The organism is Kerstersia gyiorum, assembly GCF_048595715.1.
GTDB classification, from domain to species: domain Bacteria; phylum Pseudomonadota; class Gammaproteobacteria; order Burkholderiales; family Burkholderiaceae_B; genus Kerstersia; species Kerstersia gyiorum.
On the sequence record NZ_CP169556.1, the window covers coordinates 2,730,289 to 2,742,798 of the forward strand.

13 protein-coding genes are annotated in these 12,510 nt (G+C 66.1%); all 13 read right to left on the bottom strand.

Annotation, left to right across the window (positions count from 1 at the left end; genetic code table 11):
- Positions 1 to 5 precede the first annotated feature (5 nt).
- Genes ACEW7X_RS11890 through ACEW7X_RS11950 form a run of 13 tightly spaced genes read right to left on the bottom strand, consistent with a single transcriptional unit; the run spans position 6 to position 12,346 of the window.
- Positions 6 to 230, bottom strand: coding sequence for a DUF2274 domain-containing protein (locus tag ACEW7X_RS11890; protein ID WP_278858989.1), 225 nt, complete (start codon positions 228 to 230; stop codon positions 6 to 8).
- Entirely contained in the window at positions 227 to 1,504 is a 1,278-nt protein-coding gene (locus ACEW7X_RS11895; RefSeq protein ID WP_420177223.1) for a TrbI/VirB10 family protein, read from the bottom strand. Before ACEW7X_RS11895 ends, ACEW7X_RS11890 begins: the two co-directional genes overlap by 4 nt.
- A gap of 2 nt (positions 1,505 to 1,506) precedes the next feature.
- Positions 1,507 to 2,511: a P-type conjugative transfer protein TrbG gene (gene trbG, locus ACEW7X_RS11900; RefSeq protein ID WP_420177224.1), complete on the bottom strand. Its 1,005-nt coding sequence runs from the start codon at positions 2,509 to 2,511 to the stop codon at positions 1,507 to 1,509.
- Positions 2,508 to 3,212, bottom strand: a complete 705-nt coding sequence (gene trbF / locus ACEW7X_RS11905; protein WP_420177225.1) for a conjugal transfer protein TrbF — start codon at positions 3,210 to 3,212, stop codon at positions 2,508 to 2,510. Before trbF ends, trbG begins: the two co-directional genes overlap by 4 nt.
- Positions 3,213 to 3,229: 17 nt before the next feature.
- A complete protein-coding gene (trbL, locus tag ACEW7X_RS11910; RefSeq protein WP_420177226.1) occupies positions 3,230 to 4,606 on the bottom strand; it encodes a P-type conjugative transfer protein TrbL in 1,377 nt (458 codons plus the stop codon).
- Positions 4,603 to 4,929, bottom strand: coding sequence for a hypothetical protein (locus tag ACEW7X_RS11915; RefSeq protein WP_420177227.1), 327 nt, complete (start codon positions 4,927 to 4,929; stop codon positions 4,603 to 4,605). The genes trbL and ACEW7X_RS11915 overlap by 4 nt, the downstream gene beginning before the upstream one ends.
- Positions 4,930 to 4,941: 12 nt before the next feature.
- The gene (trbJ, locus tag ACEW7X_RS11920) at positions 4,942 to 5,679 is read right to left on the bottom strand and encodes a P-type conjugative transfer protein TrbJ (protein ID WP_420177228.1); all 738 of its coding nucleotides are present in this window, start codon (positions 5,677 to 5,679) and stop codon (positions 4,942 to 4,944) included.
- Positions 5,676 to 8,126: a conjugal transfer protein TrbE gene (gene trbE, locus ACEW7X_RS11925; protein WP_420177229.1), complete on the bottom strand. Its 2,451-nt coding sequence runs from the start codon at positions 8,124 to 8,126 to the stop codon at positions 5,676 to 5,678. The genes trbJ and trbE overlap by 4 nt, the downstream gene beginning before the upstream one ends.
- A 12-nt stretch (positions 8,127 to 8,138) precedes the next feature.
- Positions 8,139 to 8,408, bottom strand: coding sequence for a VirB3 family type IV secretion system protein (locus ACEW7X_RS11930; protein ID WP_258164086.1), 270 nt, complete (start codon positions 8,406 to 8,408; stop codon positions 8,139 to 8,141).
- A complete protein-coding gene (locus ACEW7X_RS11935; RefSeq protein WP_420177230.1) occupies positions 8,405 to 8,791 on the bottom strand; it encodes a TrbC/VirB2 family protein in 387 nt (128 codons plus the stop codon). The genes ACEW7X_RS11930 and ACEW7X_RS11935 overlap by 4 nt, the downstream gene beginning before the upstream one ends.
- On the bottom strand, positions 8,788 to 9,855 hold the full coding sequence (gene trbB, locus ACEW7X_RS11940; protein WP_420177231.1) for a P-type conjugative transfer ATPase TrbB: 1,068 nt from the start codon (positions 9,853 to 9,855) through the stop codon (positions 8,788 to 8,790). The genes ACEW7X_RS11935 and trbB overlap by 4 nt, the downstream gene beginning before the upstream one ends.
- On the bottom strand, positions 9,852 to 10,328 hold the full coding sequence (locus ACEW7X_RS11945) for a CopG family transcriptional regulator (RefSeq protein WP_420177232.1): 477 nt from the start codon (positions 10,326 to 10,328) through the stop codon (positions 9,852 to 9,854). Before ACEW7X_RS11945 ends, trbB begins: the two co-directional genes overlap by 4 nt.
- A complete protein-coding gene (locus ACEW7X_RS11950; RefSeq protein WP_420177233.1) occupies positions 10,325 to 12,346 on the bottom strand; it encodes a conjugal transfer protein TraG in 2,022 nt (673 codons plus the stop codon). Before ACEW7X_RS11950 ends, ACEW7X_RS11945 begins: the two co-directional genes overlap by 4 nt.
- Positions 12,347 to 12,510 lie beyond the last annotated feature (164 nt).

Genomic DNA, 12,510 nt, shown 5'->3' on the forward strand with positions numbered 1-12,510 from the left:
TTTTGTTACCTCTGCCTGCATACTTTTCTGAATCCCCGATCCCCCGCCATGAACGCCTCCAGCATGTGCGGGATCAGCGTCACGGCATCGACCGCCTCGCCATACGCCTGCGCGTGTAGCGCGGCGTAGCGGTCGAGGTCGGCTTTCAGGCTGGCCGGGCAAGAGAAGGTCAGCTTCGTGACTTCTTGGCGAGGCAGAGGGCCAAGCCGCAGTTTCTTGGTCGTGCTCATCGGGAAGTCCCCTTATTGAAGAACAGCGGCTGATAGGGTCGCAGCACCAGATCGCGGTTGACGATGATGCGCACCGGCAAGCCCGGGCGGCTGGTCAGCGTGGGCTGGATGTTGAGGTTGCGTCGGGTCACTTCCTGGCCGACTTGGTTCACGGTGTCCTGCAGGTTGTCACGCCCGGCGATGATGACGCGATCACCGTCCTGGCGGTTTTCCGGCGCGGCCAGCTCAGCACTGATGCCCAGCAGCGTCGTCAGCACGGCACCGGCAAAAATCCGATCCCAATGCCAGTCCACGTCGTCTTCCAGACCGGCATAGCCCGCCGGGTCTGTACCGACGAGATTGTCGAGCGTGAGTGATGACGTATCGGGCAAGATGATGCGGTTCCACACCACCTGCACGCGGCTCTGGCCGTAGCTGACCTGGCTGTTGTACTTGCCCAGGATGCGCGAACCCTGCGGGATCAGCAGGAACTTGCCAGTGGCCGTGTCGTAGATCGGCTCCGTGACCGTGGCGATCACGTCGCCCGGCAGGTCGGACTTGATGCCCGTCACCAGTGCCCCGGCAATGACGGTTCCGGCCATGACCTGATAGGGCGATGCGGGCATTTGCAGGTTGCCGGAGTTACGGGTTTCCGTAGAGCCGCCTGTCAGGAAGGCCTCTTTCTGGTCTTGCCGGTTCTGCACGACAGTCGGATCAGCAGGCTGGGCCGCCGTCGAGGCCGGGCCAGCGGCCAGCGGATCGAAAGCGGCATTGGCGGCGAAGCCCGGCGCGGCAGAAACTTGCGACTGCGCCACGGGCGCGGCCTGCGTGGAGCCGGTGCGGAAGAATACCGAAGAAGCTGCCGCAGCTTCTGCTTCCTTGCGCAGCGCATCGTTAGGATCGTAGCCGGGCGCGGCATAGGAGGCGGCAACTGGCTGCTGCGAATTGACGATGGCTGGCCCCAGATCACCCGGCAGCGGTGGCCCCAGCTCCGGCACATCGGGCGGCAGCGCTGGCAACTTGGAATAGTCGGTAGGAAGTTGGTCGAGGCCTTCCGAGCGCGACACACGATCCACGTTGTACAGCTCCGTGGATTCGCCCGCGCCGCGTTGCTGCGGTTGCAGCGACCAGATCAGCGCGCCCATCACGCCGACCGACAGGCCGCCGGCGAGGATGGCCAGCGTGCGCCGGTTCAGGCGCGTGACCGGGCGCGGTTGGGCGCGCAGCGCCACCGCCTCGGGTGCCACCTTTTCCGCCTGCGGCGTGGCAAGGTCGGGAATGTCGTCCTGGCTCATGCTCAGTTCCTCCCGGCGATGCCATCCGTGCGCTCGATGCGCACCACATCGCCCTTGTCGGCTCCCAGGCGAAGTTCGGCCGCGCCGAACAGCCGATCCACGATGTAGTACGGCGGGCGGAAGCGGTAGTTCACCAGTTGCCCGTCGCCCTGCGCGCCGATGACGAACAGCGGCGGCAGCTCGCCTTGCGCGATGCCCGGCGGGAACTGGATATAGACCTTCTCGCCGTCATCGAAGGCGCGCAGCGGCTTCCACGGCGGATTGCTGCCGCTGACCGCGTAGCGGAAGCGGATCTTCTCCAGCGACAGGCCGGTATCGACCGGCGCGGCGGCGCTGGCCGCCTGCGCCTGGCGCTGCAAAGCCAGCATCCGGTCTTTCGGGTAGTCCCAGGACACCGAGGCCATCCACGCCTTTTCCGTCGAGGTCAGTTCCAGCAGGTAGGTGCGGCGGCTGGTGGTGATGACCAGGTTGGTTTTCAGGCCCGAGCGGATGGGCTTGACCAGCACATTGACACGCAGCGTGTCGCCGCTGCCGCTGGACGTGTCACCGACAATCCAGCGCACCGTGTCACCGGCGGCCACTGTCACCAGTTCCTCCCCCGGCTGGAGCGAAACCACGGTCACGCGCCCCGGCGCGGCATAGACTTGGTAGAGCGCGCCATCGGTGAAGGGCCACACCTGAATCGCATTGACGTAGCCCTCGCGGGTCGGAGCGATGCGCGCCTCGGCATTGGCCCGGGAAACACGCACCTTCTCGTCGGCCGACTCCGGCGCGGCCGGGTTCGCATCGACCTCCGGCAGCGGCTTCAACTGCGCCGGCAGCGCCAATGGTTCGGGGACGGCGACGACTTCGAGCGGCTTGGGCGGTTCGGGCAGCGGCTGCGCCTGCACCGGCTCATCGAGCGAGATGGTCGGCGGCGGTTTTCCCTGCGAAGCGCAGCCCGAGAACAGAATCGTTGAGGCCAGCAGGATTGACGGCAAAGCGTAAAAGCGGAAAGGCAGGTTCATGGCTTGGCTCCTTCGGAAGAATCCAGTTCGCGGCTCCACGACAGGCCATTGACGTAGATACCCAGCGGGTTCTTGCGCAGGCGCTGTTCGGTGCGCGGGGTTTGCAGGACGATGGAAAGCACGGCATTCCAGCGTTCGGTGCCAGCAGGCGAACCATTGACGAAGCGTTGTTCCGTCCAGCGCACGTTGAAAGACGTGTCGCTGGCTCGGACAACGCTGGTGATCTGCACCGTGACCGACTCCTTGCCGATGCGGGCGAAGGGATCGTTTTTGCTGGCGTAGTCGTTGAGCACCGCCGCGCCCTTGTCCGTGGTGTAGTCGTAGGCATCCAGCCAGTTCTGCCGCACCACGATGGGGTCGATGGACAGCGAGCGCACCAGCGTCACGAAGCGCGCCAGGTGGTGCGCGATCTGCGCATCGGCGGGCCGGTACGGCGTGGCGGCTTCGCCCACGGCGCGCACCTGGCCTGCCTCATCCACCTCGATGACGTAAGGCGTCACGATGGACTGCGCGGAACGCCACACCAGACCGCCGGCCATCAGCAGCGCAAGCACCAGGCAGCCGAACGCCATGAGCCGCCAGTTCTTCGCCTGCACGCGGGCCGAGCCGATACGGTCGTCCCACACCTGGGCGGCGGATTGATACGGGGTGGCAGGTTGCGGTGTATCGGCATAGCGCACCTGCGGTCGCTTGAATCGCATAAGGTTCTCCTTGGTGGTCAGGTATCGGAATCGCGCAGGCTCGGGCCTTGCCCTGAGCCGCCGCCGTCGCCACCGCGCAGCGTGTGGGCGGTAGTGGTCGCGGCATGGGTGATCTGCTGGCGGCGGTGCATCCGCTTGGCCCAGGCGGGTTGCTCCTGCTTGGGCGCGCTGGCGGCACCATCCGCCGCTTCGCCGGCGGTGGCTTGGCCTGCGCCAGCAGCGCCAGAGCTTGTGCCGTTCCAGCCGGCGCGGAAGGAATCCGCCACCTTCTGCCCGGCAGCGGAAGCGCCGGACGCGGCCCGGCGGCCTGCCGCCTGTGCGCCGGTCTTGGCGACATTGCCCAGGCCAGCAGCCGCGCCCTTGGCCCCGCCGCCCGCAGCGGCGGAACCGGCCTGGAATGCCGACCGGGCGTTACCGGCCGCCGACGTGGCGGCACGCGCACCCGCGCCGGCCAGCTTGGCGGCGGCTGGGGCCATGCGTGCGCCGGCCATGACGGCACCGCCCACGCCAGTCGCGGCGGCACCAATGGCAACGCCTGTGCCGACAGCACCGACGGCAGCGCCGGCCATCGCGCCCGCGCCGAGCTGCGGCGCACCGGACACGAGGCCCGTAGCGATGCCGGGGCCGAAGATGCCCAGCGCCAGCAAGGCGAGCGAGGCCAGCATCACGACAAGCGCGTGGTCGATGGAAGGCTCGTCAGGGTGAACCTGGAACTCCGCGAACAGGCCCGAGCCGATGCCAACGATGACGGCCAGCACCAAGACCTTGATGCCCGACGACACCACGTTGCCGAGCACCTTTTCCGCGAGGAAAGAGGTCTTGTTCCAGAGTGCGAACGGAATCAAGACGAAGCCGGCAAGCGTGGTCAGCTTGAACTCGATCAGCGTGATGAAAAGCTGTACCGCCAGCACGAAGAAGCAGAGGATCACCACCAGCCACGCGAGGAACAGCACCACGATCGGATCAAGGTTGGTGAACACCTCGGGGAAGCCGGCCATGTCGCCGATCTGTTCCAAGATCGGTGCGCCAGCGTCAATGCCCGTCTTCGCCAGCCGTCCCGGCTGGAGAAAGTTCTCCATGCTCAACGTTGAGCCGGTGGCCGTCAGGCCCAGGCCGGCGAACGACCTGAACACGATGCCCGACAGCCAGTTGAAGTTGTTGATGATGTAGGCGAAGGCACCGACGTAGAGCACCTTGCGCAGCAGCTTGGCGATCACGTCCTCGCCCTGGCCGGTGGCGTGGCTCATGGCCCAATACAGGCCGGCGATGGTCATGTCGATGACGATGAGCGTGGCCGTCAGGAACGCGACTTCGCCTTGCAGCAGCCCGAAACCGGAGTCGATGTAGCGCGAGAAGGTATCGAGAAATCTGTCGATGATGGTCACGTCGTTCATGGCGTGTCCTCCGCAGCGGCGAGCGGCGCATCGCCTTCCGGCGTGTCGTCGGTGGGCGTGTCGAAGCTCGGCGGAATCGGCGGCAGGTCGGCCAGCGTCCGGTATTCGTCCGGCCCGGTGTGGCCGGCGAAGAAGCGCCGCCGGAAGGCTTCGGCGGCGGAGCGGCAAGCGTCTTCGCCCACGGCCTGCCGGTCGGCCGCGCATTGGGCGCGCAGCGCCTTGAGCCGCACGGGATCGGCGGCCAGGGCGTCGGCCAGGTTCTCGGCCGGCTGCTGGCCGCACGCGGTCAGCAGCACGGCCAGCAGGACTGAAGGGCATCGCATGGCCGCCTCCCGTCAGTTGTTGTAGAAGTTGACGGACTGCGGCGTGTACGGCGTACCGCTACCCAAGAAGCGCCGCCGCACTTCGCGGGCGCGCTCGGTTGCCGCCGCTTGTCGCGCCAGTTCCAGCGAGGCCGCACGGTCTTGCGTGATCTGGAGCTGCTGGGCCTGGATGGACTGCTTGGCCTGGAGCGCGAGAAGCTGGTTGGTCGCCTGCATCGCTTGCAGCGCGCCCGTGGCCGACTGGCTCTGGCTCACGAGGTCGGCCAGCGCGCTTTCGTCTTGAGCGAGGTTCTGCGACGCCTGCGCCTGCATCCGCATCGCGGTGTGCAGGCCGTTCAAGGTGTTTTTCCAGCGTTCCTGCGCATCGCGCAGCATCTGGTCGCCGCTGATGGTGGCCGCGTACTGCTCCGGGTAAAGGCGGGCGAACGTGGCATCCATGCTCTGCACGTCGTAGGCCAGCCCCTGCGCCTCGGCGATCAGGCGCTCGGTGGTGGCGAGCGTCGAGCGCAACCGGTTGACGATGTTGAAATCGAGATTCGCCAGGTTGCGCGCCTGGTTCATCAACATCTGCGCCTCGTTCTGAAGCTGGTTGATCTGGTTGTTGATCTGCTCCAGCGTGCGAACGGCGGTCAGCGTGTTCTGCACGAAGTTGGATGGGTCAAAAACAGTCAGCGCCGATGCGGGCTGCACGGTCAGGAACGACACCGACAGCGCGGCGGCGAGCGAAACGGAAAGCACGCGGGTCTTCATGGCGAAACCTCCAGCGGTTGAGAAGCAAGGAAAGAAGCCGCCGCCGGCGAGGACGGCAGCAGGTCGGCGGCCCAATCGAGGCCGCGATGGCGCAGCCACGCACCGGCAAAGCCGGGAGCGCCGGCCTGCGTCAGCACGCGGTCGATGTCGCGTTGGTCTTGCGGTGTGGATGCGCCCGCGAAGGCGAGCGCGGCCGGCCCCAGGTCGAGGTCGAACAGGCGGTTGCCGAGGCGCGATTGGTAGTAGTAATCGCGCTTTGGCTGCGCGGTGGCGACGATTTCGATTTGTCGGCCGTTGAGGCCGAAGCCCTCGTAGATCGTGCGAATCTGCGGCTCGGTCGCCTGCGGATTGGGCAAGAAAATCCGAACGGCGCAGCTTTCGATGATGGCCGCCGCGATGCTGGAGTTCTGAATGTCCGCCAGGCTTTGCGTGGCGAAGACGACACTGACATTGCGCTTGCGCAGCGTCTTCAACCACTGGCGGATGCGCGCTGCAAATACCGGGTCATCCAAGAACAGCCAGGATTCATCAAGGATTAGTAGCGTGGGTGCACCGTCGAATCGTTCATCGAAACGGGCGAACAAGTAGCCCAGCACCGACCGCACGGCGGCTGGGCTGGCCATCAGTTCCTCCATCTCGAAGCACTGAACGTCCGCGCTACCCAGTCGGTCGCGGTCGGCATCCAGCAGCTTGCCGTGCGCGCCGCCGAGCACATAGGGCGCCAGCGCCTGCCGCAGCGCGTTCGATTGCAGCAGCACCGAAAGCCCCGTCATCGTGCGCTGCTCGACGGGCGCACCGGCAAGGCTTCCAAGCGCCGACCAGATAGCCGCCTTTTCATCCGGGCCGACGGTCACGCCTTCATGCAGCAGGCGGCCTTCCACCCATTCAGCGGCCCAGGTGCGATAACCTTCACTGTCGATGCGGGCCAAGGGCTGAAAGGCAATGCCTCCATCCGCGCCGAGGTCGTAGTGTTCGCCGCCCAGGCCGAGGATGGTGGCGCGCATGGAGCGGCCCATGTCGAAAACGAAGATGCGCGAGTGCAGATAGCGTCGAAATTGCATCGCTAGTACGGCCAGGAAGGCCGACTTGCCCATGCCGGTCGGGCCAACCACGGCCATGTGGCCCACGTCGCCGATGTGCGTCACCAGACGGAACGGCGTTGCGCCGTCGGTGCGCGTGACGATCACCGGCGGGCCATCCAGATGCTTGTTGCGCTCCGGGCCGGCCCACACCGCCGACAGCGGCATCATGTGCGCCAGATTCAGCGTCGAGACGATGGGCTGGCGCACATTCGCGTATGCGTTGCCAGGAATGGAAGACAGCCAGGCATCCACAGCGTTCAAGGTTTCGGGGATGGTGACGAAGCCGCGACCCTGGATGACGCGCTCCACCATGCGCAGCCTCTCGTCGGCCACGGCGGGGTCGGTGTCGAGCACCGTCACCGTGGCGGTGAGGTAGCCGAAGGCGACTTGATCGCTGCCCAGCTCCTGCAAAGCGGCATCGGCGTCCGCCGCCTTGTTGCTCGCGTCGGTATCGACCAGTGGCGATTCCTGCTGGAAGATGGTTTCGCGCAGCAACGCGACGACGTTCTTTCTTTTCGCAAACCATTGGCGGCGCAGGCGGCCCAGCTCCTTTTCCGCCTCGGCTTTGTCGAGGCAAAGGAACCGGGTACTCCAGCGATAGGCAAAGCCCAGGCGGTTGAGGTCGTCCAGCAGGCCCGGCCAGGTTGAGGTCGGGAAGCCGCGCACCGACACCACGCGCAGATGCTGGTCGCCTAGCACGGGCGCGAGTCCGCCGACCAGGGCGGAATCGGCCAGCAGCGCGTCGATATGGAACGGCACTTCGGGCACGCCTACGCGATAGTGCCGCGTCGAAACCGTGGCGTGCAGGTAGGTCAGCGTCTGCGCATCATCGAGCCAAGCGATTTCGGGCATCACGCCATCAAGCAGGTCGAAAACCCGATCCGTTTCCGCCACGAAGGCATCGAGCCGGCCGCGCCAGTCCACGCCATCACCCGGTGCGTGCTCGTAGAGCAGCTTAGCCGCGCGGGCGCGGGATTCCTCCGGTGGCAGATAGGCCAGCGTCAGGTGGTAGCTGCTTTCGTAGTGGTTGCCCGATTCCTCGAAGGCGGCACGGCGCTCCTCGTCCACCAGCCACGAAAGTGGCTCGGGGAAATCGGAGTGCGGGTAATCCGCCGCCGGTCGGCGCTCGGCCTCGATGAACAAGGCCCAGCCCGAACCCAGCCGGCGCAGCGCGTTGTTCAACCGCGCAGTAGTGGCGATCAGTTCGCCCTGCGTGGCGCTATCCAAATCCGGCCCGCGAAAGCGCGCCGTGCGTTGGAAAGCGCCGTCCTTATTCAAGACGACGCCGGGCGCGATCAGCCCGGCCCAGGGCAGCCAGTCAGCCAGCAGCGCGGGCCGCTGGCGGTATTCGGCAAGGTTCATCATGGCGACGTCTCCCTACACGTCCAGTAGCGGCTTGTGCTTGATGTGCCGGGCGAAGACCTGCATGAACTGCGGATCGACGCGCGCCCCCCACACGGCCAGCGAGTGACCGACGATCCAAAGCACCACGCCAGGAATCCAGAGTTGCAGCCCCAGCCCGACGGCGGCGGCCAGCGTGCCGTTGGCAATCGCCACGGTGCGCGGCGCACCGCCCATGAGGATCGGTTCGGTCAGCGAGCGATGCAGCGGCACCTCGAAGCCTGGAAGATCGGTGGCCGTGCTCATACGACGGCCCCGCCGGAGAAGCTGAAGAAGCTCAAGAAGAACGAGGACGCGGCGAACGCTATGCTCAAGCCGAACACGATCTGGATCAGCTTGCGAAAGCCGCCCGACGTGTCGCCGAAGGCCAGCGCGAGGCCCGTGGCGATGATGATGATGACCGCGACGATGCGTGCCACCGGCCCCTGAATCGACTCAAGAATGGATTGCAGCGGGCCTTCCCAGGGCATCGAGGAGCCGGCGGCCTGCGCCGTTCCGGCCAGGAACAGCAGCAGCGCGGCCAGAAGCAGCCCTTGCCCCGCAGGGCGGGCCAGGCTGCGCAGTCGTGCCAGGCTGGACAGGTGGGGAAGCGGATTTACGGAGATACGGAAAGAATGTGCGTGCGTCATGGCAGTTCTCCAGGTTGGTCAGGGGACAAAGAAGGCGCAGCGGCATCGGCTGCAAGAGGAACCGGCGGTGGCTCGGGAAACGGCGTTTCCAGCGCGTCCGCCAGGCGGTAGCCAGTGCCGTCGAAGCCGACGACACGGGCAATGCTTCCGACGCGGCGCTTGCGGCCGCGTCCGGCGATGTGGATGACGACGTTGACCGCCTCGGCAATCAGCGCACGCGGCGGATTCACCGCGACTTCGAGAATCAACTGTTCGAGGCGCAGCAGCGCGCCCAGCGCGGAACCGGCGTGGATCGTGGCAATGCCGCCGGGATGGCCGGTGCCCCACACCTTCACCAAGTCCAGGGCTTCGCCGCTGCGCACTTCTCCGACGATCACGCGGTCGGGCCGCAGGCGCATCGTGGCGCGTACCAGCTCGGTCATGGACACGACGCCGGCGCGGGTGCGCAGCGGCACATGGTCGCGGGCGGCGCACTGCAGTTCGATGGTGTCTTCAAGCACCAGCACGCGGTCGCCCGTGGCGGCAATCTCGGCCAGCAAGGCATTGGCGAGCGTGGTCTTGCCGCTGCTGGTCGCGCCCGCAATCAGAATGTTCTGGCGCTCGCGCACGGCGCGGCGCAGGAAGTCCGCCTGCCCGGCGGTTAGGATGCCGTCAGCAACGTAACGATCCAGGCCGATGATGCTCACGGCGCGCTTGCGCAGCGCGAAGGCTGGCCCCGGCGCAGCCGGCGGCAAGATGCCCTCGAAGCGTTCGCCCGTCTCCGGTAGCTCGGCGGTCAGTAATGGTCGGCTGCGATGCACTTCAGCGCCGACATGGGCGGCCACCAGGCGGATGATGCGTTCGCCATCGTCTTCGGACAGTTCCACGCCCAGCGGCGTGCGGCCCGAAGACAACCGATCCACCCATAGGGTGCGGTCGGGGTTGAGCATGATTTCCACCACGTCCGGGTCGGCCAGCGCGTCGGCGATGACCGGCCCCATTGCCGTACGCAGCATCTGGATTCGGCGATCCAGCGAAGCCGCGGTGGATGAGCGTTCGGGCGGGGTCTGTGGAACGGCGCTCATAGGGCACGCTCCGCTGTTCGTTCGTGGGCTTGGGCGAGTGCTGCCGCGTCGTCCATCCGCACCGGGTCGGGGTGCAGTTCTTCCACCACGTCGCGCACCAGGCTGCGCCCGCGCAGCAGGTGGCGGCCGAGCTGTTCCACGAACTGCTCGAAACGCGCCTTGCCCTGGGCGCGGGCTGCGTCTTGATGGGCCTCGGGAACCGGCGTGCTGACGGTGAGGAAGTAGCGGATGAACAGCGCCAGCGTTTCGATCTGGATGTTCTGGTCGCGCTCTAGGCGTTCGGTCTGCCGCGACAGGCGATCCAGCCGCTTGGCAATGGCCGCCTCACGCTGGTCGCCGGCATCGGGCGATAGCCACGATGCGAGCGCCGCTGCGACGATGGACGACTTGGATACGCCTTTCTTGGCGGCCAGTTCTTCGAGACGCTTGGCGTGCTCGGGCTGAATGAACAAATTGAGGCGGTATTGGCTCATAAGTCGATTCCGTCGTTAGGGTCGAGGAAAGCCAGCCGGGCCGTGCGCTGCATGGCCGGATCGAGCTGGCCGGGAAGCACGGCAAAGACAGGCAGCGACAAGTCGTCGTCATCGAGCAGCGCCAGGTCGTTGGCGGCTGGCGCTTGTTCGGGGAGGTACTCGGCAACCTCGGATAGCTCCGGCTGCCGACGCGGGCCGCCGTCATCGGTGCAGCCCAGGTCGTCGGCGGATACCGTGGCCGGTGCGGCGGGGACGGTGGGAATCGCCAAGGCGCTCCAGTCGTCGGGGCGAACTGGCGGCGCGTCGGCGTAGCTCCCGGCCGCGAGCGCGGGTGGGGAAAAGACGCGCTGCTTGAAGTTGGCGTCGGCGTAGTAGCGCAACTTCTTGGTCTTGATCGGTGGCAGACTGGACACCATCACCACCGCCTCGTCGGGCGGAAGCTGCATCACCTCGCCCGGCGTCAGCAGCGGCCGGGCGGTTTCCTGCCGCGACACCATCAGGTGGCCCAGCCACGGCGCCAGCCGGTGGCCGGCGTAATTGCGTTGCGCACGCAGTTCGGTGGCCGTGCCGAGCGTTTCGGAAATGCGCTTGGCGGTGCGCTCGTCGTTGGTGGCGAACGTCACGCGCACATGGCAGTTGTCCAGAATCGAATGGTTCTGGCCGTAGGCTTTGTCGATCTGGTTGAGCGACTGCGCGATCAAAAAGCTGCGGATGCCATAGCCCGCCATGAAGGCCAGCGCCGTCTCGAAGAAATCCAGGCGCCCCAGCGCCGGAAACTCATCCAGCATCAGCAGCAGCTTGTGGCGGCGCTCGATACCGTCGCTGCCATCCAGCGATTCGGTGAGCCGCCGCCCGATCTGGTTGAGGATCAGCCGGATCAGCGGTTTGGTGCGGCTGATGTCCGAAGGCGGCACCACCAGATACAGCGACACCGGATGTTCGGACGCGATCAGGTCAGCGATGCGCCAGTCGCAGCGCGAGGTGACTTCGGCCACCGTGGGGTCGCGGTACAAGCCGAGGAACGACATGGCGGTGGAGAGCACGCCCGAGCGTTCGTTATCCGACTTATTCAGCACTTCGCGGGCAGCGGACGCGACAACGGGGTGCGGCCGACCATCGCCATCATTGCCCAGGTGCTTCGTCGTCATCATCCGATGCAACGTCAGCTCGAACGGGCTGGCCGGGTCGGAGAGGAAATTGGCAACGCCGCGCAGCGTCTTGTCCTCACCCGCGTAAAGCACATGCAGGATGGCCCCGACCAGCAGCGCGTGCGAAGTCTTCTCCCAATGGTTGCGCTTCTCCAACGCGCCCTCGGGGTCAACGAGAATGTCCGCGATGTTCTGCACATCGCGCACCTCATGCGCGCCGCGCCGGACTTCGAGCAGCGGGTTGTAGGCCGCCGACTTCGCATCGGTCGGGTTGAACAGCAGGCAGTGGCTGAACCGGCTGCGCCAGCCTGCGGTGATCTGCCAGTTCTCGCCCTTGATGTCATGGATGACGGCCGAAGCCGGCCAGGACAACAATGTCGGGACAACCAAGCCGACACCCTTGCCCGAGCGAGTGGGCGCGAAAGTCAGGACATGTTCCGGGCCTTCATGGCGCAGATACTCGTTGCGATACTTGCCGAGGAAGACGCCGGCCGGCTGCGTCAGCCCGGCTTTGCGGATGTCATCCGCTTCGGCCCAGCGCGCCGAACCGTAGGTCGTGACCATGCGCGATTGCCGCGAGCGCCACACCGACATGGCGATGGCCACCACCACGGCCAGCAGGCCGCTGCCGCCCGCGATGGCCCCGCCGATGTCGAAGACCTGGGGCGCGTAGGCATCGAAGAAGAACCACCACTCGAACAGCCGCCAGGGGTGATAGACCGGCGTGCCGAAGAAATCGAACCACGGCGAGCCAAGGCGTAGCTGATAGCCCAATGCGGCGGCTGTCCATTGCGTGGCACCCCACACACCGGCGATCACGATGCCGAAGACGGCGGTGATCTGCCCGAACAACACGCCCTGACCTTGCATAGACTGGCCTCCGATTTCCCTGCGCTGATTCCTCGTCCAAACGCGGCACGAGGACGTGCCGCATGATGTGAGGATCAGTGCCGGGGCGGTGCCGGTCAAAGACCGTTATCGGGAGAAAGGTCGAGTAATTGGAAAGAATTAGGGTCGTATCGAGCCAAAGAAAA